The sequence below is a fragment of the Draconibacterium sp. genome, from assembly GCF_041583095.1.
Classification (GTDB): domain Bacteria; phylum Bacteroidota; class Bacteroidia; order Bacteroidales; family Prolixibacteraceae; genus Draconibacterium.
This window is the reverse complement of record NZ_JBFHGM010000040.1, coordinates 1-26,837: the sequence shown is the minus strand read 5'-3', so window position 1 is coordinate 26,837 and position 26,837 is coordinate 1. Positions and strand designations below refer to the sequence as shown.

At 40.9% G+C, this 26,837-nt stretch carries 19 protein-coding genes; 5 read left to right on the top strand and 14 right to left on the bottom strand.

Annotation, left to right across the window (positions count from 1 at the left end):
* The 7 genes from ABZB17_RS05975 to ABZB17_RS05945 form a co-directional block, all read right to left on the bottom strand.
* On the bottom strand, positions 1 to 626 hold a 626-nt coding region (locus ABZB17_RS05975; protein ID WP_372648582.1), incomplete at its 3' end, for an ABC transporter permease.
* Between the two features lie 15 nt (positions 627 to 641).
* Positions 642 to 3,038 (bottom strand): ABC transporter permease, encoded by a 2,397-nt coding sequence (locus ABZB17_RS05970; RefSeq protein ID WP_372648580.1) that lies wholly within the window; start codon positions 3,036 to 3,038, stop codon positions 642 to 644.
* 68 nt (positions 3,039 to 3,106) lie between these two features.
* Complete coding sequence (locus ABZB17_RS05965; RefSeq protein ID WP_372648578.1) at positions 3,107 to 5,476, bottom strand: ABC transporter permease; 2,370 nt, start codon at positions 5,474 to 5,476, stop codon at positions 3,107 to 3,109.
* A gap of 76 nt (positions 5,477 to 5,552) precedes the next feature.
* On the bottom strand, positions 5,553 to 7,901 hold the full coding sequence (locus ABZB17_RS05960; protein WP_372648577.1) for an ABC transporter permease: 2,349 nt from the start codon (positions 7,899 to 7,901) through the stop codon (positions 5,553 to 5,555).
* An 82-nt stretch (positions 7,902 to 7,983) separates the two neighbouring features.
* Positions 7,984 to 8,682 carry an ABC transporter ATP-binding protein gene (locus ABZB17_RS05955; RefSeq protein ID WP_372648575.1) on the bottom strand — a complete coding sequence of 233 codons (699 nt, stop codon included), beginning with the start codon at positions 8,680 to 8,682 and terminating at the stop codon, positions 7,984 to 7,986.
* A gap of 179 nt (positions 8,683 to 8,861) precedes the next feature.
* Entirely contained in the window at positions 8,862 to 10,118 is a 1,257-nt protein-coding gene (locus tag ABZB17_RS05950) for an efflux RND transporter periplasmic adaptor subunit (protein ID WP_372648573.1), read from the bottom strand.
* Positions 10,119 to 10,284: 166 nt separating this feature from the next.
* Positions 10,285 to 11,637: a TolC family protein gene (locus ABZB17_RS05945; protein WP_372648571.1), complete on the bottom strand. Its 1,353-nt coding sequence runs from the start codon at positions 11,635 to 11,637 to the stop codon at positions 10,285 to 10,287.
* A gap of 167 nt (positions 11,638 to 11,804) precedes the next feature.
* On the opposite strand from ABZB17_RS05945, the gene ABZB17_RS05940 reads away from it, so the two are divergent.
* Positions 11,805 to 13,280 (top strand): sigma-54-dependent transcriptional regulator, encoded by a 1,476-nt coding sequence (locus tag ABZB17_RS05940; RefSeq protein ID WP_372648569.1) that lies wholly within the window; start codon positions 11,805 to 11,807, stop codon positions 13,278 to 13,280.
* A complete protein-coding gene (locus ABZB17_RS05935) occupies positions 13,277 to 14,629 on the top strand; it encodes a PAS domain-containing sensor histidine kinase (RefSeq protein ID WP_372648567.1) in 1,353 nt (450 codons plus the stop codon). Before ABZB17_RS05940 ends, ABZB17_RS05935 begins: the two co-directional genes overlap by 4 nt.
* A 13-nt stretch (positions 14,630 to 14,642) precedes the next feature.
* Here the strand turns inward: ABZB17_RS05935 and ABZB17_RS05930 are convergent, their stop codons facing one another.
* The 4 genes from ABZB17_RS05930 to ABZB17_RS05915 all read right to left on the bottom strand — a co-directional run bounded on the left by ABZB17_RS05930 (position 14,643) and on the right by ABZB17_RS05915 (position 21,879).
* On the bottom strand, positions 14,643 to 15,053 hold the full coding sequence (locus ABZB17_RS05930) for a DoxX family protein (RefSeq protein ID WP_372648565.1): 411 nt from the start codon (positions 15,051 to 15,053) through the stop codon (positions 14,643 to 14,645).
* 397 nt (positions 15,054 to 15,450) lie between these two features.
* Entirely contained in the window at positions 15,451 to 18,036 is a 2,586-nt protein-coding gene (locus ABZB17_RS05925) for an alpha-L-arabinofuranosidase C-terminal domain-containing protein (RefSeq protein WP_372648563.1), read from the bottom strand.
* Between the two features lie 81 nt (positions 18,037 to 18,117).
* The gene (locus ABZB17_RS05920) at positions 18,118 to 20,499 is read right to left on the bottom strand and encodes a beta-L-arabinofuranosidase domain-containing protein (protein WP_372648561.1); all 2,382 of its coding nucleotides are present in this window, start codon (positions 20,497 to 20,499) and stop codon (positions 18,118 to 18,120) included.
* Positions 20,500 to 20,511: 12 nt separating this feature from the next.
* The gene (locus tag ABZB17_RS05915) at positions 20,512 to 21,879 is read right to left on the bottom strand and encodes a glycoside hydrolase family 27 protein (RefSeq protein ID WP_372648559.1); all 1,368 of its coding nucleotides are present in this window, start codon (positions 21,877 to 21,879) and stop codon (positions 20,512 to 20,514) included.
* Between the two features lie 624 nt (positions 21,880 to 22,503).
* On the opposite strand from ABZB17_RS05915, the gene ABZB17_RS05910 reads away from it, so the two are divergent.
* Positions 22,504 to 24,120: a glycoside hydrolase family 43 protein gene (locus ABZB17_RS05910; RefSeq protein ID WP_372648558.1), complete on the top strand. Its 1,617-nt coding sequence runs from the start codon at positions 22,504 to 22,506 to the stop codon at positions 24,118 to 24,120.
* A gap of 114 nt (positions 24,121 to 24,234) precedes the next feature.
* On the opposite strand, the gene ABZB17_RS05905 is transcribed toward ABZB17_RS05910, so the two are convergent.
* The gene (locus tag ABZB17_RS05905; protein ID WP_372648556.1) at positions 24,235 to 24,993 is read right to left on the bottom strand and encodes a hypothetical protein; all 759 of its coding nucleotides are present in this window, start codon (positions 24,991 to 24,993) and stop codon (positions 24,235 to 24,237) included.
* A 52-nt stretch (positions 24,994 to 25,045) separates the two neighbouring features.
* Entirely contained in the window at positions 25,046 to 25,258 is a 213-nt protein-coding gene (locus ABZB17_RS05900) for a hypothetical protein (RefSeq protein WP_372648555.1), read from the bottom strand.
* A gap of 110 nt (positions 25,259 to 25,368) precedes the next feature.
* Here ABZB17_RS05900 and ABZB17_RS05895 point away from each other — a divergent pair, with 110 nt between their 5' ends.
* The gene (locus tag ABZB17_RS05895; RefSeq protein WP_372648553.1) at positions 25,369 to 26,202 is read left to right on the top strand and encodes an alpha/beta hydrolase; all 834 of its coding nucleotides are present in this window, start codon (positions 25,369 to 25,371) and stop codon (positions 26,200 to 26,202) included.
* 194 nt (positions 26,203 to 26,396) lie between these two features.
* On the top strand, positions 26,397 to 26,588 hold the full coding sequence (locus ABZB17_RS05890; RefSeq protein ID WP_372648552.1) for a cysteine-rich CWC family protein: 192 nt from the start codon (positions 26,397 to 26,399) through the stop codon (positions 26,586 to 26,588).
* A gap of 27 nt (positions 26,589 to 26,615) precedes the next feature.
* On the opposite strand, the gene ABZB17_RS05885 is transcribed toward ABZB17_RS05890, so the two are convergent.
* On the bottom strand, positions 26,616 to 26,837 hold a 222-nt coding region (locus ABZB17_RS05885), incomplete at its 5' end, for a hypothetical protein (RefSeq protein ID WP_372648550.1).

Below are 26,837 nucleotides of genomic sequence, written 5' to 3'. Positions count from 1 at the left end.
CCCCATAATAACCCGCAGAAATGGTATTGCTCCAGCAGTTTTTGCGGTAAAACATAATCGAACTGAATGTGCGATTGTCGCGGTAAATCTTTTATTACTGCATAAATGGTAACAAACTCTTTTCCTCTTATCTGAATTTCTTTTCCCAAAGGATCTTCATTCCTAAAATAGCGTTTGGCAAACGATTCCGTAATTACTATTCCTTCTACATGCTCCAGCGCTTTAACCGGGTCTCCGTACAAACTCTGAAAACTAAACATTCGGAATATCTGTGGATCGGCAGTAATTCCGTTTTCTTCGAAATACATATTTTCCTTGTATTTAAAGGCAAATCCGGGAGCATTTCTTAAGCGCGCAGCCAGCTTTACATTTGCAATCTCATTTTCGATTACAGGTGCCAGCGGGTTGGGTGTTCCCGCCATCGACATCTCTTCTTTTTGATTTTTGAAATTAATCTGGTAGATATCGGTATAGTTTGTATTAAACTTGTCATATTCTGTTTCGTTGTAAATCCATGCCAGAATAATAAAAGTACAAGTCAGGCCAATTGTCAGCCCCAAAAGATTGAGCACAGAAAATAACTTGTGCTTCAACAAACTTCGGATTATCATTTTCAGATTTTTCATTCTTAACTTGTTTTGTTATTCGTATCGAAGTGCTTCAACCGGATTTCGTGTTGCTGCCCGCCAGCTTTGCCAGCTCACTGTCAGCAAAGCAATTCCCAATGCCATGAGCCCGGCCAGGGCAAATATCCACCAGCTTAGAGTGGTTTTATAGGCAAAATTTTCGAGCCATTTGTTCATGGCTAGCCAGGCGATGGGTGTTGCTACTAGAAATGCAAGTGCCACCCATTTTATAAAGTCTTTATTTAGAAGAGTTAGTATTTCAGATACTTTTGCTCCGTTTACTTTTCGGATGCCGATTTCTTTTGTGCGCTTTATTATGGTAAAAAAGCTAATTGCGTATAATCCAACACATGCAATTATTACCGAAACCAGCGACAAGAAGAGCAACATCTTTTTTGCTTGTTGGTCTTTTAAATAATATTTGGCAATTATTTCATCGTGAAAAGAATATTGCAAAGGTTTTGTTAGCCCTAATTCTTTTCTTTGATTACGGATAATTTCCAAGGCTTCAGCAATTTGATTGTTGCCGACTTTTACAAATACGTTCCCAAAATTCTCTATTCGGGTAATTACCAATGGTTGTAGTGCATGGTAAAGCGAGCGGTAATTGAAGTCTTTTACAATTCCAATTATATCGTAATAGGTGCCATCGACGTATAGTTTCTTGCCAATTAACGAACCCGCCTTTTGATATTCTTTTGCAGCAGTCTCGTTTAACAAAACAGCTTTAAAGTCAGTTTGGCGTTCCTTTTCAAAGAATCTTCCTTTAAGCAACTTAATATTAAATGTTTTAAAAAATTCATCGTCAACCGGCAAAATAGTTGTGTGGAAATAATTCTCAGCTTCCTGTGTTTCAAAAAAAGCGCCGTTCATACTTGGGTCATCTCCAAAATATACATCGCTGGTTGAAACCGACTGGATTACGGTGTGCTTTTTAATTTCCTCAATAAAAGTGCTCCGGGTTTCCGGAGGCATATCCCACATCGATAAAGTAATTACATTTTCTTTGTCGTAGCCCCGATCTTTGTTAACCATAAAATCTATCTGTTTTTGAACAAAAACCGAACTCAAAATAATGATTGCTGATAATACAAACTGGAGTACAACAAAACCATCTTTTAAAAGATAACTTCGTTTTTTAGCTGTTTCTTTCTTTATCAGTGCGAGGGTTTCTTTTTTTGCAAAAACAGTAATCGGAAGAATATTGGCGACTGAATTAAAAAGCAGAAGACCTGTAAAAATAAGGGTAATCAAAATTATCAACGTATTCTTATCGATACTCAATTCCAGTCCAAGATACTGGTACAACGAAACCTCTCCCACACGATACACTAAAAAAGCTATAGCAAAACCAGTAACCCAAAACAATATCGATTCAATAATAAACTGCGTAGCTATTTGTTTGCTACCAGCACCATTGGTTTTACGAATTCCAATCTCCTTAAATCGTGTTGATAAATTTGCAATGCTTAGGTTGATAAAATTAAAGGAAGAAATAAGCAGAATGAATATGGCCAGAATTATTGCGCCGTAAACATACGTTTTACTTGAGGTTACCGCAGGATCAAACCGATGTTTTCCAAAATGTATATCGGTTAAAGGCTCGGCGTTAAAGAAAATGTAAGTGTTATCGCTGTACTTTAAATCTTCCCAATTTTGTGCGGCTGCTCCGTCTATATCGGCATCGTAATGCGTATAAACAGATTTAGTCAATTTGAAATTCAAATTATCGATATCTGTAATCGGCGTTGAGGTTTTTATGTAAGTAAAATAATTCTGTGAGCCCCAACCATCGTTGTCGGGATTTACATCGTCAATGGATTGAATAATTTTTGTTTGTAAGTGAAAATTTTGTGGCAGATCCTCAAATACGCCTGCAATTACGCAGTCCTCGCCACGCAATTGTACCACTTTATTTAGTGCATTTTCAACCGATCCAAAATGTTGCTTGGCTATACTTTCTGTAATTGCAATGTTATCAGGTGATTCAAAGACGTTTTCTATATTTTTATGAATAGTAAAATCAAAAAAATCAAAAACTTCGGGATCGGCAAAAAACAGCGTTCCCATTTCAATGATTTCGGTGTTGTAAACAATTGTTGCTTCACCTCTCGCAGTAAGCCGTATTGCCTCGGCTATTTCGGGAATATCATTTAAAACTGCTTCGGCCATTTGCGAACTGGTAACCGCAAAATCAGCTTCGTTTCCATTTAACTGTCCCTGCATTAAACAGCGATAAATTCGATTATGGTCGGGTATACATTTATCAAAACTTGTTTCGTAATAAACGTATCCCACCGAAAATAAAATAACTGCGAATGATACACTCAAACCAAATAATTTAGCGAAGGATAAAACGCTATTTTTTCGTGCATTTCTAAAGGCAACTTTAATGTCAGAAAAATTTATCATTTTAACAGTATTTTGTTATTCATATCTCAAAGCCTCAATCCCGATGCACTTCGCTATCGGGGATTTCGTCACTCGTATCTGAGTGCCTCCACCGGATTCCGCGTAGCGGCCCGCCAGCTTTGCCAGCTAACGGTTAACAGGGCAATTCCCAAAGCCAACACTCCTGCCAGGGCAAAAATCCACCAACTTAGCGTGGTTTTGTAAGCAAAGTTTTCGAGCCATTTGTGCATGGCATACCAGGCAATTGGACAGGCTACTACAAATGCTATAGCTACCCATTTAATAAAATCGCGGTTAAGCAGGGTGATAACTTCAATAACTTTTGCACCGTTGATTTTACGCACGCCAATTTCTTTTTTTCGCTGAACGGATGAGTAGGAGATCAATCCAAATAAACCCAGGCAAGCAATAAACACTGCCAGAATGGAAAATACTCTTATCAATAAACTTAACTCAACTTCTGCTTTGTATAAGTCGTCAAAATTTTCATCCAGAAAATGATACTCGAAAGGGACATCAGGTAAAAACTCTTTCCAGGTTCTTTCAATTGTAGCAATTGTATTTTGTATGTCTGATTCAGAAATTTTAATATTTACACACACATTCCATGGCATATTACTAAGCAAAGACGGTTGAATTTCCTGGTGTAACGAGCTTATATAAAAATCTTTAACTACACCTATTATGATAACTTCTTCTTCCAGAAATGTAACTTTTGAGCCAATTGGTTCATCCAATTCCATTTCGGATACAAATGATTCGTTAACCAATACAGAGTTTTTCTGGTCATTTTTATTGCTCCTGAAAAAATTTCGCCCCTCAATAAGTTCGATACCAAATGTTTCAATAAAATCGGCATCGACAGTTGTAGCTTTGTAGTTTCTATACTCGCCGTTTACCTTATGTTTTGAGCCAATATTCAAATGGCCGGCAAAGGTACCATTCGTACGCGCAACATTCTGAATAGTTGGATTTTTCAGTAATGCTTCTCTAAAAGATTGGTACGTTTGATTCAGATTTGCACCTCCGGAGAGATAAACAATGTGCTCTTTGTCAAACCCAAGTTCTTTGGTGTTAATAAAATTAACTTGCTTTGAAATGGTAATGACAGAAATTAAGAGAAAAATAGATACCACAAATTGCAATGTGATTAAAATATGCTTTAACGCATTTCCTTTTTTACCTTTATTGAATTCATTTTTCAAACTTTGCACAGGTGCTACATTTGTAAGAAACCATGCCGGATATATACCTGATACATACCCGATAAAAATGAGGCCACCTGTAAATAATAACAATGCACCGAAAATTTTACCATGCTCAACAATTACATTAAATCCGGTAAAATCGTATAAATATGGATGCACCACATACATTATTAATACGGCAAGGACTGCAGAAATGGAAGTAACTACAATCGATTCGGCAATAAACTCCCGGAAAAGAGAACCTTTACCAGCACCAATTACCTTCCGGATTCCGATTTCTTTAACCCGGGATGTTGAAATAGCAATCGATAAATTAATGTAATTAATAATAGCAATAAGTAATATTATTAAGCCTATCAGAAAAATTAAATAAACTGATGAGCGTTTAGTCCCGCTCATAAAATGTACATCTTCTAAGGGCACAAAAGTTAATTTATAATCTTGTGCCCGTGGACTATCTTTGGAGGCTTTCCACCTTTCAGCAACAAAATCAGTCCAAAATTTTGGCGATTCTGAATTTATTTGAGTTGCAATTTCCGGGTTTTGTAGTTTAACAAAAGTTCCAAACCCCCAGTTACTCCAATCTTCGCCAATGTTTCCATTCCTGATATGATGAAATTCAATGGTTGACATTGAAATCAAACCATTGTATTGAATGGATGAATTATCAGGATTATCAGCAATTACACCCTGAATGGTAAAACTGTAAGTAGCACTTGGGTAGTCACTTAAGTATTCAATTTGTTTTCCGGTTGGATTTACGTTTCCAAATATTTTTTTCGATAAACTTTCCGACAGTATTATTGAATTAGGTGTGGATAAAGCCTGCTTTGTTTCCCCATATAATAATTCAAAATCGAAAAAATTGAAAAAGCTGCTATCCGTAAATAGTAAATCGGAAGTTCGAAATGTTACATTTTCATTTTTCAAATAACCCTTGCTACCTCCTCCAAACCATTCATCCAACCGCACTACATCTTCTATACCTGAAATATTATCCTTTAAAAACTGAGCTGTTGCCGGAGGAAGCGATTTATTATCGCCTAAATGAATTTTATAAATATTCTTGTTTTGGCTATGGAAACCATCAAAACTGAACTGATGATTTACATAACGGACAATTAGCATAAATACTGCAATACCCACCGCAAAGCCTAAAATATTTATCGATGAATGTAATTTATTCCTGAAAATATTTCTAAACGCTAATCTGAAATTTAATTTTTTCATGGGTTAATTGTTTCTAATGGGTAAATCGTAAACTTTCCTTTTCTTCCCTTTACTTTCAAATCATTTTATATAGCTGCTATTCATACCGAAGTGCTTCGACAGGATTCCTCGTAGCCGCCCGCCAGCTTTGCCAACCCACTGCCATAAAGGCTATAAACAATGCAAAAGCAGCACTTATCAGAAAATATACAGGACTGATGGAAACCCGGTTCACAAAATGTTGCAACCACTGAGTCATGGTAAAATAGCTGCCAATAAAAGCTATGGCAATAGCAATTAGCACCAGGATAAAGGTCTCTTTCAACAACTCGCTTACCACCTGCGTTTCGGTACTGCCAATTACTTTCCGTATTCCAATCTCTTTTCTTCGTCGGTTTACATTTAGCACCGAAAGTGCCATTAATCCAATAAAACTAATGATGATTGCCAATCCGGCACCGGTAGTAACCAGTTTTATCATTCGCTCTTCGTTGGTGTACTTATTGGCGTAAACATCAGTCAGCTGAAACTTGCTAATGATCAATTCCGGCGAATAACTTTTAATCACCTCATCAATTTGGGCCAACTGCGCCGGTGTGGTTCCTGCTTTTGTTCGCACATAAAGGTTGTTTACGTTGGTGCGGTAGTTGGTAAGAACAAGTGGTGCAATTGGTGCCCCCGGATGATCGATGTAATAAAAATCCTTTGCAATGGCGATTACCGTTAAAGGTTCGTCAAACATATCGAGCAAGCTGCCTACTTTCACATCGGGACCAAGCATTTTTGCTGCAGCTTCATTAAGAATTACTGCTCTTTTGTCTGCTTCCGAGTTATTAAAATAACGGCCGTCGACCAGTTCCAGCTGCATAGTTTTTGCAAACCCGGGTTGTACCCGGTATTCATTAATACTTTTCATATTTTCGGGATCGCCGTATTTCTTTATTCCCTGTCCGCTTGAGCCTTGCCCCATGCCATGATCGGAAGACGCCACATCCTCAACAAATGCCAGTTGCGACAATTCATCAGCAATAGACGACGCGCTTCTTCGCACTTCGTTATTCAGGTTTGTAATTCCGATTACATTCTCAGGATTAAATCCAAGCGGCACTTCTTTTAAGTAATTCACCTGGGCAAAAACAATAACGAGCGCACTGATGAGAAAAACCGATATGGAAAACTGCGAAATAACTGCAATGCGCGACAAGGTGCTTTTACGTTTTACTTTTGAGGACTTTCCTTTTAACGCATTTACGAGATTTAACTTCGACAAATAATAGCTTGGATAGGCACCCGAAACCAGTATTAAAATTGTAAGAATTCCCATAACCAGCAAAATGCCGGAGAAGGAAAACATGTCCGAAAGTTCGATCTGGCTTTTCATTAATTGTGCAAACGCGGGCTGAACAAGCGCTGTTAGTCCCAAAGCCAGCACAAACGACAAAAGGCTGATCACAGATGTTTCGGTAAAAAATAAACGACTCAGCGTGTTTTGTGTCGCTCCCAACGATTTGCGCGAAGCAATTTCAGAAATGCGTTTTTCGCCATGCAAAACATACAAGTTAATGTAATTCACCATGGCAATAAGCAGCACCAAAAAGGCAATGCCTGCAATAATAAACACGTGCGTTAAATTGGCTTTTGGCGAAAGATCGAAGTCAACAGCCGAATGCAAATGCAGATCAGCCAGCAGCTCAGTTCCCGATTCGACAGTTAGGTTGAATGGCTCACCCCAGGGTTTCATAAGCTCGTTGTTTGCAGCGGCTATTTTTTCACCTACCGAACCTAAATCCGCATTTTCATCAATTCTGAAATAGGTGTATAGTTCCAGCCCACCCCAGTTTTCGGGATGAACCGTCTGCATCGAAAGCAGCAAATCGAAATTAAAGTGCGTATTATTGGGTAAATCATTTATTACACCCGTTACAGTAACCGGATCTTCCGAAACATTCAAAACCTTGCCAACACAATCCTCAGTATTGAATACTTTTAGTGCAGTTGACCGGGTAATAACCACGTTTTTTTCACCCACCAAAGCATCATCGGCGTTTCCCTGAATCAACTCCAGTCCGAAAACATCAAAGAAATCCTTGTCGGCAAACAACATATGCACATTTGGGAATTTTTGCTTCTCAAATTCTGCTGTAGTATTCCAGCCGTTATAAATCTGAGTGGCCGATCTTATTTCGGGAACCCGCGATGGAATTTCGGTGTACGCTTTGCGCAAACAAATGGCATAATTGGTGGTATTCCCATTTTCGGTAACTCCGTTGTAAAGTCGTAAAACATTGTTTTTTGTTTGAAAATGCTGGTCATAACTTAACTCGTGTTTCAGGTATACCGACAACAGCAATACTGCACTTAATCCGATGGCTAATCCGGGCAGGTTTACAAAAACCAACAAGGGATTTCGCCTAAACATTCTGAATATAAATCGTAAATTTTTCATGGCTTCCGATTTTATGTTGGTTCGCGCAGAAAGCAAGGCGTTAACCTCTCTCTCTGCTCGTTGCGCTTCGCGCTCTGCTCTTTTACAGCAGAATCTCTCCCATTTCTTTTTTCACCTCTTCGGTAATAATCATACCGTCGAACAGGTTTACAACGCGGTGGGCAAATTCCGAGTCATGCAACGAGTGGGTAACCATCACAATGGTGGTTCCTTCGCGATTGAGTTCGGTAAGCAGGTTCATTACTTCCAATCCGTTTTTCGAGTCGAGGTTACCCGTTGGCTCATCGGCAAGAATCAGTTTTGGGTTGGCAACTACCGCACGGGCGATGGCCACACGCTGCTGCTGACCTCCTGAAAGTTGTTGCGGGAAGTGTTTTGCACGGTGAGCAATTTTCATTCGCTCCAGTACTTTCTCTACCATTTCTTTGCGCTCACGGGCTTTTAGTTTTAAATAGATGAGTGGAAGCTCCACATTTTCGTAAACATTCAGCTCATCGATCAGGTTAAAACTCTGAAATACAAAACCTATGTTTCCTTTACGCAGCATGGTGCGGTTGCGTTCTTTTAGCTGCCCAACCTCTGCTCCATCGAAATAATATTCGCCGTTGGTAGGATTATCCAGTAAGCCGATAATATTCATTAAGGTTGATTTTCCACAACCCGAAGGTCCCATAATGGCTACAAATTCGCCCTTTTTTATATGAAGGCTTACTTCATTCAATGCACTGGTTTCCACCTCTTCGGTGCGAAATACTTTTGTCAGATTTTCTGTTTTTATCATGATATTTTTGTTTTGTTATTACTTACTATTCTTATTCTTTGCCCTTTTGTCAGTCGACATTTTCCCTTAAAAAGGGAAAAGCTTTCTGAACTTATTTTCTGCTAAACTGATTAGAACGTTCTCCCCTCGCGAGGGGAGATGCCAACAGGCAGAGGGGTAAAGTTCTGCACCCTCTGCGCTTATTTAAACACAATTTTGTCGTTATCGCCAAACAAATCATAGCTTGAAGTAATCACTTTCTCGCCCGGTGTTAAACCTTCCAAAACCTCGTAAAACTGTGGGTTTTGTTTCCCGATGCGGATGCTGCGTTTTTCGGCTTCCGTTTCGTTATCATTCAGCACATAAACCCACTGGCCGCCGGTACTTTGAAAGAAACCACCTTTTGGAATCAAAACCGCTTTTTCGGGTTGTCCCAGCTGCAATTTTGTGTGGTATGTTTGTCCGGTACGAATGTTATCCGGCTTTGGCCCTTCAAAGATCATATCAATTTCAAACTGACCTTCGCGCACTTCAGGATACACCTTTTTAACGGTAAGGTTGTAATTTTCGCCACCACGATCGAACGACGAATTTAATCCGCGACGAACGCGATCGATGTAATGCTCGTCGATAAGCGCATTGATTTTAAAGTCAGTTAAAATATTTATCATTCCAATTCGCTGTCCGCGGGCAATTGACTCCCCGATCTCAGCATTTAATAATCCCAGCTGACCGTCGGCAGGTGCTTTTACATTCAGGTTATCTAAACGCAGGCGGGCCATTGCCAGGTTATCGCGCATATTTTCCAAACTCTCGTCCATGTTTTTCTTTTGGTTGGAACGAAAAATCGAATCCTGTTCAAACTTCAGGTAAGTCAGTTCCTTTTCCTTTAGCGCCAGGTCGTAATCTTCTTTGGCTTGCAGGTATTCCTCGCGGGCAATCAGGTCATCTTCATACAATGCCTTATATTGTTTATACTTTCGTTCAGCCTGTGTTACCTGCAAATCAATCTGTAGCTTGGCTCGCTGGTTACCAATCTGTTGTTGTTCAATGGCAATTTGCGTGTTCCTGAGCTCGTTGGAATGATATGCCATATTCGATTCACTGTTCATAATAGTGGTATTCAGGTCGTTGTTTTTCAAGCGAAGAATAACATCACCTTTTTTTACCATCTCGCCTTCTTCGATGAAAATCTCTTCCACTTTTCCACCTTCTTCCACATCAAGGAAAATGGTTGTTATCGGTTCCACCTGGCCAATAACGGTGATGTAATCGTTAAACTCGCCGTCGGTAACGGAGCTTATGGTCAGCTTATCTTTCTCGGCCCGAAACACTGAACCACTGCTTCCCATTACCACTTTATACATCAGAAAGGCAAACGCCAATCCGCCAACAATCCAAATAATGTGCTTGGCTTTTAAGCCTTTCTTCTTTTCAATTTGTTTATCCATTCCCATAATATACCTGCTTTGAGCATGGAGCAGAGGGCAAAGTGCCTTGCATCCTATGATATGTTTTATTTTATTTCAATTAATTTGTCACTGGTCAATAGTCATTGGTTTTCTTCCTAATGACCAATGTCTAATGACTTTTCCCTTTTTGCTTACTGAAAACTGCCTACTGCTACTGTAAACTTTCTTCCATCTCCCAAAAGCGCTGTCCGCGGTAAAACTGCAGTATTTTCATTTTTATCTCCCACTGCGTACGCGAACGCAAAACCTGACTTTGTGTATTCGCCAGGCGGTTTTTAGCAATGTAGTAATCATTAATGTCTATCAGTCCCTGGTCGAATTTCTTCTCGGCAGCCTGGAAAGCCAGCTCGTCAACCTCGGTGCGTTTTACATACTGACTGTGCTCTTTGTACAACGATTCCAGTTCCGTAAGGTCATTCACCATGTCGAAAAACATTTTTTGACGTTCATCGTCCAGGTTATTTTGAGCACGTTCCAGTTCCAGTTTTGCCTTTTTCACCTCCGAGCGATTGCCCCACCGGCTAAAAACCGGGATACTTAATGAGGCTCCCAGGTACTGGTTTTTGTTGTTTTTCCATTGATCGCCAAAAGCCACTGTGTTTCCATCGGCGTCGGTATTGGTTTCGTAAAAACCTGTACCTATCGATCCTCTTGCATAAATTGACGGGTAAAGTGCCGAGCGACTTAAAGCAAGACCTTTTTCCGTAGCTTTTACATTAGCTTCAATGGACTGGTAATACGGCGACCAATCGGTGTACTGTTCAAAAAGCTGTTGTGGCTGAGTTACTTGTTCGTTAATTACCACCGACGAGTCATCCACCAACTCCATTTCCTCAGCCGAAATAAAGTTCATCAACTGCTTTAGTTTTAATGTTGCGGTTTCCAGCGTGTTTTCAATCTGAATTTTGTTAAGTTCTTCGCGCTCCAGATTGGCACGCATGTCTAATAAGTCGGTTTTGGCATTTAAACCAACTTCCACTTTCTTTTCTGTTGTTTTCAAACTTAGCTTTGAGGCTTCTACCTGCTCGTTGGCAATTCCGAGCATTCCTTTATAATAAACCACATCAAAAAAGGCCACCATCACGTTAAACGCCAAATCGTCGGTTGCCTTTAGCCGGTTGTATTCCGAGGCCTGTTTCCTGAATTGCTGGTATTTTATCTGGTTCTGAATTCGAAATCCATCGAAAACAACAATGGACGACGACAAATCGAAGCTGCTGGAAAAAAACTCGGTATTGATATAGTCATTGGTATTCGGGTCGGCCGAACGACCAAAACTTAAGCCAGCACCGCTTGAAGCTTCTATACCGGGCAACATATTTCGTTTGGCCTGGCGCGCCTGTTCCAGCGATAATCTTTCAAGAATCTCGTAATCCTTTAAATTAATGTTGTTTTCAATGGCATATGAAATACATTGGCTCAGGCTCCATTTTTGCTGAGCCTGAGCCGTATTTCCAATTATCAAATACAAAACTATAATGAGAATTATTCGTTTTTTTATCATCGTATAAAAATTGTTTCTCCTTCCCGTGCCATTATAATGCCATAAACCCAAACCGCTGATACCGTGATGATTAAAATCCAGTGATTTTGAAAATCGTTAAAATTATTTACAGAATATTGTAAATTTATTTTACAGTTGATTGGAAATGGTTTGGGCATGGCCTAATTTTGGATAGGAGAACAACGCCACAAAGTGGCAGCTTAATTCAGCCCAATGCAACGCATTGGGGAAAAAACGAAAGCAAGAACAGCGCCCTGAAAGGGCAAATTAAAAGTACCATGCCAAAAGGAAATATTTTAATAGTCGACGACAACAAAAGCATCATCAGCACCCTGGAAATTTTGCTGGGGCAGGAATTTGATGCCGTTAAAGGAATTACCAACCCGAATCTAATTCCCAATGAATTGCGGACCGGCAACTACAATGTTGTTATTCTCGACATGAATTTTCAGGCCGGAATAAACACCGGAAACGAAGGTTTGTACTGGCTTGAACAGATAAAAAAAAGCTATCCCGATATCTCGGTGGTTCTGATTACCGCTTACAGCGAAGTGGAACTGGCGGTAAAAGCACTGAAACAGGGAGCTACCGATTTTGTGCCCAAACCATGGGACAACAGCAAACTACTGGCTACGGTAAAAGCGGCCGTTCAGCTTAATTTCTCGAAAACAGAAGTTGGAAAACTCAGGCAAAAAGAAGCCGGATTAAAGCAGGAGCTGAACCGCGATCAGAAATTTATTATTGGCTCGTCGCCACAACTTACGCAGGTGATAAACATGGTGCGCAAAGTGGCAAAAACCAATGCCAACATTCTGATTACCGGCGAAAACGGAACCGGAAAAGAACTGATTGCACGCGAAATACACCGTCTCTCGCAGCGCCGAAACGAAGTGATGGTTAGTGTTGATATGGGTGCCATTAGCGAAACACTTTTTGAAAGCGAACTTTTTGGCCATGTAAAAGGTGCTTTTACTGATGCCCGCGAAAACCGCTCCGGCAAATTCGAAACGGCTCACAAGGGAACGCTGTTTCTCGACGAAATCGGGAACCTTTCCTTTCATCTGCAGGCCAAATTACTTGCAGCTATTCAGAACCGTGAGTTTATGCGGCTGGGATCCGATAAACCCATCCCGGTTGATATACGGCTGGTTTGTGCCACCAATAAAAAACTGGAGAATATGGTTGTTGAAGGTTTGTTTCGCGAAGATTTGTTGTATCGTATTAACACCATTCAAATAGAAGTTCCTCCGCTGCGCGAAAGAGGCGATGACATTATAGTTCTGGCCGATTTTTTCCTGAAGAAATTTGCTTCGAAATACGAAAAACACGGATTAAAAATTAATCAACCCGCCCAGGAAAAGCTGCTGAAATATAATTGGCCCGGTAACATTCGCGAACTGCAACACACCATTGAAAAAGCAGTAATATTGAGTGATTCCCTGGTGTTAAAACCCGAAGACTTTTTCTTTAAACAAGTATTTTCATCGAAATTTGAAGATGAACTGCTAACCATTGAAGAAATGGAAAAACGTATGATTGTTTCGGCCATCGATAAAAATGCAGGCAACATGAGTCTCGCTGCCGAAAAGTTGGGAATTACACGCCAAACATTGTACAATAAAATCAAAAAATACGGGCTATGATAAGTAAAAATCTATATGTAAAAATCCTTATCAGAGTTCTTCTATTAATGGCAAGTGCGCTGTTTTTGGGCTGGTTGATTTTCGCCCGGCAAGCCTATATTTTTGCCATCATCCCGTCGCTATTTATTTTAGGGCTTACCATTAACCTCATATATTTTTTGAACCGTATCAACCGCCGGATATTTTACTTTTTCGATGCTATCAGAAACGAAGATTCAACACTTCGGTTCCCCAACAACATCAGTAATAAAACAATTAACGATCTTAACCAAAGCCTGCAAAAGGTTAACACACAAATACAACAAATTTACCTCGATAACCAGAAGCAGGAACAGTATTTCCAGGCCCTGCTGGAACATGCTGCCACAGGAATGTTTACCTTTAATGAAAAAGGATTTATTCTGCATTCGAATAAGCTGGCCAAACAACTTTTCGAGGTGGATGTGCTGACGCATATCAACCAATTGGAGCGCATTGATCCCAAGCTTTTTCAAACCATAAAAGAGATTCAACCAACGGAGCAACGACTAATTACACTGCATTTAAAAAGCGGAATTTTTCAGTTGCTCGTCAAGTCGAATTCTTTTATTTCTGACAAAGATGAATTAATGCTGATTTCGGTGCACGACATTAAAAATCAGCTGGATGAAAAAGAGCTGGAATCGTGGCGCAAACTGATACGTGTAATGATGCACGAGATCATGAATTCGATCACTCCGGTAACCTCTTTATCTGAAAGTCTGGCCGGATATTTTTATAAAGATGGAGCCATGGTTTTGCCTGAAGACATTAACACAAAAACGATTGAGAACACCATTCGCGGACTGGAAGTGATTCGCGAACAAGGCAAAGGACTGATCAATTTTGTTGATTCGTACCGGAAAATCACACGGCTTCCGGCGCCGGAAAAGAAAGTCTTCCGGGTGAGTAACCTCATCGATCATATCCGGATTTTATCATCTTCGTTCGAAAATGCCGGGCATGTTGAGTTATCATGTGATGTTGTGCCTCCCGAACTGGAGTTACATGCCGATGAAAAGCAGATTTCGCAAGTGTTGATCAACCTCGTTAAAAATGCCTATCAGTCAAACGATGGCAATAAGGATGCAAAAATCAAGATCAAAGCAACGGTTAATGAAGCAGGACACCCTACTATTTCGGTTACCGATAATGGTCCCGGAATTTCGGATGAGCTGATGGACAAGATTTTTGTTCCGTTTTTTACCACCAAAGAAAATGGTTCGGGAATCGGACTCAGCATTTCCCGGCAGATCATGCAATTGCATGGAGGCAGCCTGAAAATGAGCTCGGTTCCCGGAAAATACACATCGGCGGTTTTGGTATTTTAGTCCGAAATACCGACTATTTCCTGCTGATTAAACGATCAACCGAAATTTTACCGCTACCCGTTAGCAGCAATACAACATAGCCTACCAGGTAAAGCAAAGCCATTTCTTTGCGGCCAAACGGATCGGCACCATGAACCATAAAAGCAGCTACGGCCATGGTAACAATTAATGGTACCACCGCCAAACGGGTTCCGAAACCAAGCATAACTAAAATGGAACAGAAAAACTCGGCAAAAACGGCCAGTACCAATGAAACTTCAGGTCCCAAGCCAAGTGGATCGCCAAATTGCATTTCGCCGGCAAAAAGGCGCTGTAATTTTGGATAACCGTGAGTAAGCATAAAACCTCCTGTTGCCAAACGCAGTAGCAACAGCGATAAGTGAACACTTGTATTGTTTAATTTTGTTTGAAATAATTTCTTCATTTTTAATTCTTTTTACACCAAAACAACCACACCTTAAAATTGTTGGCAAAGGTTAAAAAGCGACTAATATTCATTTACAAAGTTTATCCGATTCAAATATCAAAATGATATAAACCACGCCTATTTTGCAGCAACCTGTAAAGAAAAACAACAAACCAGTGGTGCAAATTTTTAAACCGCTGCAGCTTTTTTGTAAACCAGACCTGCTTTAATCCGAACAACACCTGCTTTTACTCAAACCACACCGATATTGGCATTCGGTGTAGCTCTGATCATTCCTGATAATCGGTAAATGTAATCCTGAAATAAAAAGCCTGATAACCAAAAGACTACCGGGCTTTTCAACTGAATATAAATCAACTTAATCCAATCCTATTTCAAAAGCCAATTATCCATTTTATGGATTAATCCGTATGACCGAAAAAGAATAGGCTGGCAGCATATAATCAAATTTTTCCGACACGCTAATTTTGCTTTCAACCGGTTTTGCGGTTTTTGAATCCGGGTTTCCTTTTAATACCGATAATACAGCTTCTGAATCGACAATATCAACCCCGGACAGATCGACTGAAGCATCAACTTCAGCAGGAAGCAAATTCACCAGTTTTACGATGAGATCGTTGGTTTTGCTATCCTCCACAACCGAAATGGCAACACGTTTTTTCACCGCTTCACTGTTATCCGAAAGTTTAATTTCGGACGGAATGTATGAATCACCGGCATTGTTCCCGTAAAGTTTCTGCACGTAATAGCCCACGGTTGGATGCACTTGTTCGTTGTTGAAATAGATCAGGTCAGGATTCCACTGCGTAAAGCCTTCCTTGGCCAGCAGCGGTGCGTATGAGGTCATGGTAACCACATCGGCATTGCGTTCAACAGCGGTTAAATAAAGCGCTTCAGAGAGTGCCGTTTCAACATTGTTTGGACGGCCCGGTAAATGCGCCGCATATTCTCCAAGGTAAACTTTCGATTTGTTACGGTCGTAACGATCGTAATAATCCTGGTTGTGAATAAACCAACCCGGCGGCTGATAGTAGTGTTCGTCAACCATCGGAACCTCAAGTTTTGTAGCCAGCTCCCAGCCCTCTTCATAATCGGTGCCAGTGTAAAACGGACCAACTGTACCGATTACCGTAATCTCAGGATATTTTTCGCGTACGGCATTATAAATCATCGTAAAACGCTCTTCAAAAACATCAGTAATGAGGTCTTCGTTTCCAATTCCGATGTATTTCAGATTGAAAGGCTCGGGGTGTCCGGCTTCGGCCCGTACTTTTCCCCATTCAGTAGTTTTATCGCCGTTTGCCCATTCAATCAGATCGAGCACTTCCTGCACATAAGCATCCATTTCGCATAGCGGAATTCCGCCTTGCTGGCCATGGCCTCCGCACGACGAGTTCTGACAAGGTACACCAGCTGCTAAAACCGGCACCGGCTCTGCATCAATATCCTCGCAAAACTGAAAATACTCGTAATATCCCAATCCGGCCGTTTGATGGTAATTCCAGATGTTTCGTTGCGGAACACGCGCCTCAAGCGGCCCCACTGTGTTGTTCCAATGGTAAATATTTTCCAGTCCGTCGCCATGCGCCACGCAGCCTCCGGGGAAACGTACAAAGCGGGGTTTCATATCGGCAATTACTTGTGCCAAATCGGCACGCAAACCATTTCTGTGCTTCTTAAAAGTGTTCTCAGGGAATAAAGAAATCATGTCCAAAGCAACTTTCCCGGCTTGCTGTGGAATAACCTGCAATTTCGCTTTTGCGGTGGTCTTTGTTGCTGTCAATTGCGCTTCCAGCTTTTTCCAATCGCCGGAGAATGCTTTTGTTTTTACTTCCGTCAGCACATCACCGTTCTCATCAACCAATGCTACACGCAAATTATTTTTTGTACCATCCAGCATTTTGGCAAAAACGGAGAAGTTGTATTTTTCGCCTTGTTTAAGTGAAATACCGTTAAAGCCATCGTTTACCAAAGCAACTTCGGGCTTTTCAATATTGAGTACTGCAAAATGTTTGTTATTCTCATGAATTGGTGCAATAGAATCGATCGTAAAATTTGCTCCGTCACCTGATAAACTCCAGGCTTTTTTAGCTGTCCAGGTCGGGTCGCTTCCTTTGCGGTCGGAGAGCTGATATTCAAATCCACGGTTTTGAATCAACTCGGCATACAAACCGCCGTCGGCAGCATAATTAATATCTTCGAAAAAGATCCCGATCAACATATCGCTGATGTTTTTGCTTTTTTCAGGAAGAACCGAGATTTCGGCATTCACTGTTTTCAAATTCTTAAATCGTTCCACATCCAACGATGTGTTATCGGCCCGTTGCTGCTCATGAAAACGGCTCCATTCATTCCATTTTATCAGCGCATCAATTTCTTTCCATGATAATTTATTGATCACCCCGATTTGCTCTTCACCATCAATGCGAACGGTTTCGCGTAAATTCAGCCGGTCCGCATTTGTAGCTTCTTCTGTGGCCGAATAGGTTTTGAAATCGGTTGTTGTGGTTTTACAGATCGTTTCAACACCATTATTTTCATTGATCCAGGTAATTGTGTACACCTTGTTTGGCTCATCAAATCCAACTTCAATGTTGGCTACATTTCCTTCTTCAACGGCCTCGGGATACGACTGCCGTTTCCAGTTATACAAATCAGTTGAAGCAGCGTGTGCAAACTGTTGTACGTTTACGTTCAGCGTCCACAGGCAGTGCCACAAACCATCGCTATCCTGAAACAAAAAAGGATCGAACATTTTCTTTTGCGATCCCCAACTGCCAAAATCGCTTGCCAGAAATCGGAATTCAGGACCGATGGCATGCCAGTTTTCACGGTCAACACTCCAGGCAAAATTCAAGCCGGCAGTATTACGGTTATTTCCGCTTGTATACGAAAATACATAGGCCGAATCGGGCTCATTGGCTTTTAAAGTTATTGATGTAAACAAGAGAAGTACAAAAGTTAGAATATACGGTTTCATAGGTTTTAATAAATATTGGTTTAAAATAACTGTAAACAAAAGAAAACCATCAATTTATGACAGCTCTCTTTTGCGATATTTTTACAATTCAGGAATTTCGTCTTTACTCAGTAAGCGTACTTCGATAAGCCGCATACTGGACTGATCCGAAGCCTGCACTTTAAATATCAGCTCTTGTTTTGTAAGTTCGCTATCAGGTAACGGGATCACTTTATCCAGAATCGTATCTTCGTCTCCTCCATTCAGTTCTATAGTACCTGCAGATTTGTTATTCACAAGAATTTCTGCCGAACGCGGATATTGCGAGTCAAAATATTTCAGGTATAAAAAGCGACCTGTTTTATCCGGATTTTTCAGATTGTAGCTAAAAAACCGGCGTGTTTCACGGTAGTGATAATCATTTGCATATCCGGTTCTTGATCCTTCAAATTTCACAAAGTGATCCGATTCGGGCTGCTGCTCTCCACATCCCACCTTGTCGACTGTAATTTCTTCGAGGGCAATTCGGGCTTGCTCTTCTTGCTCAACTTCGCGAATCATATCGCTCAGTTCTTCTTTGCTTGCCTGCGACCAGTAGATGTTGTAGCGCGACTCGTGTATCCGGTAAAACGGCAACATTTCCAGGCCATTTTCATATTTTTCAGGATATAAACCGCTTAGTTTGAACGCCAGTTTATCACTGTCTTCTTTTTCCAGCATCGACGGTAAATTATCAGCCGAAGCCACAATTACGGCTCGGTCTTTTAGCGGAATCATCTTGCCATGTGCAACGTGTCCCATGCGACTTGCATCGGCGTATAAACCTTTCAAATCTTCGGTGCCTGTTTTAGCTGCCAGCACAATCGGTCCGTATTTGAAAGCATAATTATTACTGCCGTCTTCCAACTGTTCTACTGCAATTTTCATGGGTAAAACCAGCTCCACTTTATCGCCTTTTTCCCATTCCCGCTTAACCACCGCATAACCATTTTCCGACACCTGAAATTTTGCTTCTTTACCGTTCACCAGTACGTTCAGAGCTCCATCTTCAACCCACGATGGGTAACGCAGGTGCAATTCGAATTCGGTTTTTTCTTTTGGATTGATGGTCAGATAAACTTTATCCTCATCCGGGAATTGGGTTTCCAGAACCACTTCTGTGCTTTTGTCTTCCCAATTGAGCACCGATGGGATGAATAAGTTTACATACAACGACTGATCGGTATGTGCATAAATCATCTCGCCGTATTTCCCCGGATTTTCGATACCGGAACCCACACAACACCAAAAGCTGGTTTCGGGTTGCGAATACACTCGGTAGTGATTGGGGCGCATAGGCGTAAAATAGACCAGCCCGCCGTTGTCGGGATTAATCGAAGCTAAAATATGATTGTAAAGTGTTTTTTCGTAGTAGTCGATAAACTTGCTGTTGTTGCCAAAAGTAGGGTACAACATTTTGGTCAGCTTCAGCATGTTATATGAATTGCAGGTTTCCGGACCTTCAACCGATGAAATCATTTCGGAGAAATCATCTTTTGGATGAAAGTGTTCTCGAACGCTGTTTCCGCCAATGGCTATGCTGCGCCCGTTTACCACTGTATTCCAAAAGAATAGTGATGCATCCGACCAGACAGAATCGCCACCCAACTCGGCAATTCGCTGATAACCGATCACTTTTGGTATTTGTGTATTGGCATGTTTTCCATTTAGATCATCATGATGTTCGATTAAAGGATCGAGAATTTCATGATGTGAGAATTTTTTAGCCAGCTCGAGGTATTTCTCGTCGCCGGTAATTTCAGCTACATCGGCAAATGTCTCGTTTAATCCGCCGTGTTCGCTTTCGAGCATGGTTTGTATCTGCTCATCGTTTAAGTCGGATACCAAATCCAGCATCCAGTCGGTCATGTCGATCAGCATGGTTTTGGCTGTTTCGTTTCCAGCATAAATCCACGCATCGCGCAACCCGGCGTAAGTTTTATGAATGTTATACAGCGGCACCCATCTGCCATTCAGGCTAAAACCTCCGGCACGAATTTCGCCACTTTTTATCTCATCCCATGCCGTTTGTCCTCCGGGAACTCCTCCAACATAACCGTTTCCGTTGGCATCCTGGCAGCGTTTCAATTCGGAAATCATGTAGTCCAGTCGATTCTTCATTTCAGCATCTCCGGTTGATGCGTACATCAGAGAAAGCGCAGTAAGGTAGTGTCCGCCAATGTGCCCGTCAAGACCTGTGTTCTCCCAGTTCGGATAACTTTCGGCTTTTGGTTCCAAACCGGCTTCCCGCAAAAACGGAGCTAATAAACGATCGGGATCAAGAGCCATCAGGTAGGCAATGTCTTGCTCCTGCGCGTTTTTAAATTCGCTGTCGAGCAATTTTACATCGCTGAGATTAAAATACTTAGCCGGTGAATTATCTGCTTCTTTAACACATGAATTGAGTACAAAAAATACGATTATGAATAATGTTATATACTTCATTGTAATAAAAAATTACTGTTTTAATTTTAACAAGATACTTTCGTGTGCCGAAAGATTTTCATCAATGGATCCGGAAAATTTACCAAGTTCTTCACCCGACCACATATTGAATGCAGAGCATTCGCCATCAATACCCAGTTTCGAAAGTTCAACACCTACAATCAACGGTTCTTCGCCATCAGAAATATTGAACAGCGCCAGGTATATTTCTCCGGTATTTGGATTTTTTGATGTTATGGCTACCATACTTTCGTCCTGAAAAAGTTGTTTTACACCTGTGCTTTCGCGGTGCATTTTCAGCACGTCTTCGTTGGTTAACAACGACAAGGTGAAATCGTCGTTACTTGGCAGATCGCCGCCAAACATCAATGGCGATTTAAAAATTGTAAATAAAGTCATTAACGAATATTGCTCATCAGGAGTAAGTCGTGTCATACGATCTTCGCCACGTTCTCCGCGAATTGAAATACGTCCCAGCGGAATCATATCACAATCGGGCCAGGTACCGGGAGCAATGTTCGGATACCATTGTTCACAAACTTTTATCAGGTTATCGAAATGATGCCAGGTGTCCCAAACATCATCAACCATACGCCACATGTTGGCATGTTCTTTTACATGTTCGGCAGCTGTAATGGGGGTTGCACCTGGCGATGTACTTAAAACGATCGGGCGGCCACAGTTGTCGATGGCGTTTCGGATCAGTTCAATTTCTTCCTGATGGTAAGGGCGCGACAAGTCGTCGATCTTGATAAAATCAACTCCCCATCCGGCATACATATTCATAATCGAGTTGTAATACTCCTGTGCTCCGGGTTTATCGGCAACAATGGTGTAATTATCCCGTAACCAGGGACACTGCAATTCAGTTGAATAAATCTGATCTGCAGTAATTCCATCGGTTCCCAGAATCGGTAATTTGTTTTCAACCGCCACTTTCGGGATACCGCGCATAATGTGGATACCAAATTTTAATCCTTTGCCGTGCACATATTCGGCCAACTCCTTAAAGCCTTTGCCATCGGCAGCCGACGGGAAACGGTTTACGGCAGGTTGGTAACGGCCGTATTCATCGATTACATAGCGCGGATCGGTTTGGTTGTAACCTCCGGCTTTGTCGTTCTCAACAAACCAACGAATATCAACCACAATATACTCCCAGCCGTAATCTTTCATATTTTCGGCCATGTAGTCGGCATTGGCTTTTACCTCGTGTTCCTCAACGGTTGGTCCGTAACAGTCCCAGCTGTTCCAGCCCATTGGTGGCGTTTCGGCCCAAGTTTTAAACTCGCCTTTGGCAAACGGCTCCGCTTGTTTCTGGTCGTTACATGCAAACAATGCAAAAATTATTGCGACGGATAGTAGCTTTAATATCTTCATATTTTGATTAGTTTTATTGACGACTCAAACATTTCGTACCTCTAACAAAAGTAAAACAAACTCCAATTTTTGGAGAGGACATTTTTTAGTAATATGCAGACAAATCGGTAAATAACTTGCACATATTCGTTCTCGTGTAAATTTCAGTGAAAATTACAGAAGTACTTTATAAATACAGGTATTATTCTTATAAATTGAGGTATTATTATTCCCGCGATGGATTGATGATACCACTTCTGCTTTTACCTTTTTATCCGCAACATATGAAAACATGAGTTCGGCAAATCCTTCGGAGCAGTAACATAAAATTGATGACTCCACTCCTTTTTTCCAAGAATAAAATGATCATATTTCTGCGAAAGGCTATCTTAATCCAGCCAAAGTTCATCGGATATAAGAGTAACACTATCTTATGATTTTATACTTTAATCTTATACCAGAGGAAAACCATCTTATAGAAATACGTGTCGGGCAATTATCAGATCGTTGTTATCTGCAAGAAGAGTAGAACTTTATTTTGTACTTAATACAATATGGATTAATTTCGTACATCATGCTTAATTTTTATAAATTAGGCTTATTGATCTAACAAGAATTTACAACCAGCTAAAATTAATTAGAACCATGAATAAATATGAATCACGCTCAACCGCAGCATTAAAGAGTTTTGTTCTGCTACTCGCACTTTGCCTTAGTATGAACCTGTTTGCCCAAGTCGCACCAAATCCGTTTGCAAAAGCACCTGAGCCAAATGCAACAGTAACCTACAATAATCCAATTCTTCCAGGTTTCTATTCCGATCCGAGTGTTTGCCGTGTTGGCAACGACTATTACCTCATCACCAGTACTTTTGAATACTTTCCCGGAGTTCCGGTTTTTCATAGTAAAGACCTTGTAAACTGGGAACAGATCGGTCATTGCATTCACCGGAAAGAACAGATTCCAAACGGGCTAAATATATTTGCCGCCACGCTGCGTTACCACGACGGAACATTTTATATGATCACTACCAACGTTAGCGGCGGAGGAAACTTTTTTGTAAGCGCAACCAACCCTGCTGGTCCGTGGTCCGATCCAATTTGGGTGAATGTTCCGGGAATCGATCCCGACCTGTTTTGGGATGAAGATGGAAAGGCCTACATCATCAGTTCTCCTTTTATTTTGTATGAAGTAGACTTAAAAACCGGAAAATTATCGGAAGGTAAAAAAGTTTGGAACGGAACCGGTGGCAGATATGCAGAAGGTCCACATATTTACAAAAAAGACGGCTGGTACTACCTGATGGCCGCAGAAGGCGGAACCGAGGAAGCACACTCCGAAACCATTGCCCGCAGTAACAGCATTTGGGGGCCTTACACCGACAATCCGGCCAATCCGATATTAACACAATGTAACGCCGCCGGCCAGGGTAAACCTATTCAGGGAATTGGCCATGCCGATATTATCCAGGCGCATGACAATTCGTGGTGGATCGTTTTCCACGGCTATCGCAATATTTCGGATAAAACGCACCACATTTTAGGTCGCGAAACCTGCCTTGCACCTGTTACCTGGCCCAAAAACGGCTGGCCGGTGGTAAACGGAAACGGAACAGTTGACATTGATATGACCTGTCCTACCCTGCCATTAAAACCGGTTGCCGAGCCTCCGGCTAAAATTGAGTTTGATAACGACAAGCTTGGTTTAGACTGGAACTATATTCAGGCACCGGTAGAAAGTAACTTTTCACTTACCGAAAGAAAAGGTTACCTGCGTTTAAAAGGAGCTGCTGAAACCATCAGTACCAATCATACATCAACCTTTGTGGGACGCCGGCTAAAACACCATTATTTCACGGCAACCACTCAACTTGAGTTCGATCCGAAAAATGAAAATGAGGAGGCCGGGTTGATTTTGCTTAACAACGGTTCGCACTTCGATATAATGATTAGCAAAAAAGGAAACGCCCGAATTTTGACCGTAAAATTGCAGTTTGGACAAACCATTTACACCTCGAAAGAATACACGCTAAAACCGGGGCCGGTAAAACTGCGGGTTAGTGGCAATAAAACTACTTTTACCTTTTCGTTTGCGCAGGGAAACGAAGAATTTACCCCTGTTGAAACCGCCGATGCTAAATTTTTGGCCACCGAAACTGTTGGTTTCTTTACCGGTATTTACGTTGGTTTGTATGCCACCGGAAATGGCAAAGTTGCGAAAGCCAATGCCGATTTCGACTGGATTGAATACCTGAAAAATTAATCGAAATATATTTCTGAATTGAAAGGCTGCTCTGTTATAACAGGGCAGTCTATTTTATGAAACGGAACTGACAGGGCCAGGATTGAATTTTCATCAATTCTATACTTTTATACCTTACCTTTTTCTGTATATACTATTAAACGAATATACCAGGCTGGCACTCCAGGTGAAATCATCACTGGCAATTTCGCTGTCAATCTTCTGATTCATCATAAAAGAAGCGGATACGGGAAAGTCCTTTAACGACAGTGAAAAACTTGAAGCTGCATAAAATCCGTCAAGGCCATCCATTCTCAGGTAGTACACCTGTGGAGCCAGGCTAAAACGAAGATTCTCAGATAATTGAAGATTTGAAATATTGCTCTGTAAAGCAATGTATTGAGTATGTTGCGTTATATCATCTTCCACACCATGTGCATAAAGATAATAAGGTGCCACTGTTACCTTTTCAGATAACTTAAAAGTTGGCGATAGTTCACCGGCCAGATATCGCCTGACTCTTATTATCTCCATTGCTTCTCCATCTTTTACCACATTGATCTCCTTGAACGAAAAAGCAGGATGAGCTCCTATCTTAAACCGAAATTTTTCAGTATTTACCAATTGATACCTCCACCAAAAAATAAATGACCAGGGTTTCCCTTCCATCGAAAATCGAAGTTGCGGATCAAAACTCAATTTTTCGCCGCCTATTGAAAAATTAAACATAAATGCCGGTTTCCCCAGATTAAACGTTGGAATTAAAGAAATGCCATTATTAGTTGCCCATACCGAACCTGAAAAATGTTTGTCAGAGGATTTATTTTCATCGTTTTGCGCACCTACAAACTGCACCGCGACCATGAGTACTACAAACATAAGTATTCGTTTCATTTGTTTAGTTTAAGCCTGTTAGTTCTAAAATTTATCAGTTAGTCGGAACCTATCATTGGCGAAAGATAGCCAAAAAATCAAAGTTTCGTGTTATATTGACACATTGCATTAAAATATTAACAGAAGACAAAATTCTTTGGTCGATATTCCTACCTGCTTTTTCAACATCCATAAAAATTAAGCAGTTGCTTAAAGCCCCATCGAAGGCAATTTCACTAATTGATTTCTGGTTATCGAAGAAGTATTCTTTAGCAAGATCAATCATTTTAAGCGCAGTGCGATAATAAAAAATGAAGAATGAAAGCATTTAATTGCGAACAGTGCCTAACATAAGATTTTTGTCGCTAATTTTAACCGTTTTTAAAAATTGAACTGATGAAAAGAACACTTTTACTTAAAGCAATCATCTTACTGATTGTGGTTACCGGTCTGGCACTGCAAACAAAAGCCGCCAGGGTTCAGCACTTAACAACGCATAGCCAATCGATGGATAAAGACATAGAAGTAGTTGTAGTTACTCCGGAAGGTTATTCTGAAGATAAATCATACCCGGTTTTGTACCTGCTTCACGGTTATAGCGATAACCAAACCGGTTGGATAACCAAAGTACCTGAAATTAAAAACTATGCCGATCTGTATCAGTTTATTATCGTTTGCCCCGATGGTGCTTTTTCAAGCTGGTATTTAGATAGCCCCATTGATGAAAACATAAAATATGAAACCTATGTAGCGCATGAATTGGTTGAGTGGGTAGACCAATCGTTTAGCACAATAGCATCTCGCGAAGGACGTGCGATTACCGGTTTAAGTATGGGAGGGCACGGTGCCTTGTACCTTGCTTTCAGAAACCAGGATGTATATGGCGCAGCAGGAAGTTTGAGCGGCGGAGTTGATATTCGCCCGTTCCCCAACAACTGGGATCTTGCGAAAAGGCTGGGCACTTACGCTGAAAACAAAGAAAACTGGGAAGAAAACAGCGTTATCAATCTTGTTTACAAGCTAACGCCCGGATCGCTTGAAATATCAATTGATTGTGGCGTAGGCGACTTCTTTTACGGCGTTAACTGCGACTTGCACGAAAAGCTGCTTGAGCGAAATATTCCACACGATTTTACCACACGGCCCGGCGGACATACCTGGGATTACTGGAAAAACGCTATTGCTTTTCAAAGTGTATTTTTTCACCACTTTTTTGAAAAGGCAAAGTAGTTTAGAATTTATCGCTAATTAAAATTTACGAACCTCACTGATTTATAATTAGATCACCTCGGTTTTGTCTTTTGTTTTATCGGGTATCAAATGCAAAAAAAATAGCGTTCGAAAAACATTCTATCACCTATTTTTAAAACTCAAATTGCAATGTTGTAAGAAATATTCATTTTTGTATTCTTAAAATCCGGATGATGGAACACAATCCAAAATATGAACCACATGCATGTGACCGATGCGACAGTATACATACCTGCACCGGAACCTACCACTGCTGGTGCAACCGGGTAGAAATTCCGGAAAAAGTGCGCGATTACATAATGGCCTGTTTCGATGGTTGCCTGTGCCCCGATTGTATTGAGGAATTAAAAAGAACGATTATTTAAGGATTCTACATTCAAATAATGTAAATCCTACAGAAGATTTATTCTTATCCCTCCATTAAATACAAAACCATCAGATGGCGCCCAGATATCAGGGAAAGTTGGCGAATTGTACGGTGGCAAAACCAGCGGCTCGTAATTGGTCTGAATTACATCGGTAAAATTCTCAAAATTGATAAATACCGACAGTCGCTTAAAATGTCGCATGGCCATAAATCCCATCATCCAGTAATCAGGTTTTGAGTTGTATTG

What these genes read in the sequence shown, in the direction of transcription:
- ABZB17_RS05935 (WP_372648567.1), top strand. Translation starts at nt 13,277, where the DNA reads ATGATAAGTAAAAATCTATATGTAAAAATCCTTATCAGAGTTCTTCTA.
- ABZB17_RS05965 (WP_372648578.1), bottom strand. Translation starts at nt 5,476, where the DNA reads ATGAAAAAATTAAATTTCAGATTAGCGTTTAGAAATATTTTCAGGAAT.
- ABZB17_RS05915 (WP_372648559.1), bottom strand. Translation starts at nt 21,879, where the DNA reads ATGAAGATATTAAAGCTACTATCCGTCGCAATAATTTTTGCATTGTTT.
- ABZB17_RS05955 (WP_372648575.1), bottom strand. Translation starts at nt 8,682, where the DNA reads ATGATAAAAACAGAAAATCTGACAAAAGTATTTCGCACCGAAGAGGTG.
- ABZB17_RS05920 (WP_372648561.1), bottom strand. Translation starts at nt 20,499, where the DNA reads ATGAAGTATATAACATTATTCATAATCGTATTTTTTGTACTCAATTCA.
- ABZB17_RS05910 (WP_372648558.1), top strand. Translation starts at nt 22,504, where the DNA reads ATGAATAAATATGAATCACGCTCAACCGCAGCATTAAAGAGTTTTGTT.
- ABZB17_RS05960 (WP_372648577.1), bottom strand. Translation starts at nt 7,901, where the DNA reads ATGAAAAATTTACGATTTATATTCAGAATGTTTAGGCGAAATCCCTTG.
- ABZB17_RS05930 (WP_372648565.1), bottom strand. Translation starts at nt 15,053, where the DNA reads ATGAAGAAATTATTTCAAACAAAATTAAACAATACAAGTGTTCACTTA.
- ABZB17_RS05895 (WP_372648553.1), top strand. Translation starts at nt 25,369, where the DNA reads ATGAAAAGAACACTTTTACTTAAAGCAATCATCTTACTGATTGTGGTT.
- ABZB17_RS05950 (WP_372648573.1), bottom strand. Translation starts at nt 10,118, where the DNA reads ATGGGAATGGATAAACAAATTGAAAAGAAGAAAGGCTTAAAAGCCAAG.
- ABZB17_RS05925 (WP_372648563.1), bottom strand. Translation starts at nt 18,036, where the DNA reads ATGAAACCGTATATTCTAACTTTTGTACTTCTCTTGTTTACATCAATA.
- ABZB17_RS05890 (WP_372648552.1), top strand. Translation starts at nt 26,397, where the DNA reads ATGGAACACAATCCAAAATATGAACCACATGCATGTGACCGATGCGAC.
- ABZB17_RS05905 (WP_372648556.1), bottom strand. Translation starts at nt 24,993, where the DNA reads ATGAAACGAATACTTATGTTTGTAGTACTCATGGTCGCGGTGCAGTTT.
- ABZB17_RS05970 (WP_372648580.1), bottom strand. Translation starts at nt 3,038, where the DNA reads ATGATAAATTTTTCTGACATTAAAGTTGCCTTTAGAAATGCACGAAAA.
- ABZB17_RS05900 (WP_372648555.1), bottom strand. Translation starts at nt 25,258, where the DNA reads ATGATTGATCTTGCTAAAGAATACTTCTTCGATAACCAGAAATCAATT.
- ABZB17_RS05945 (WP_372648571.1), bottom strand. Translation starts at nt 11,637, where the DNA reads ATGATAAAAAAACGAATAATTCTCATTATAGTTTTGTATTTGATAATT.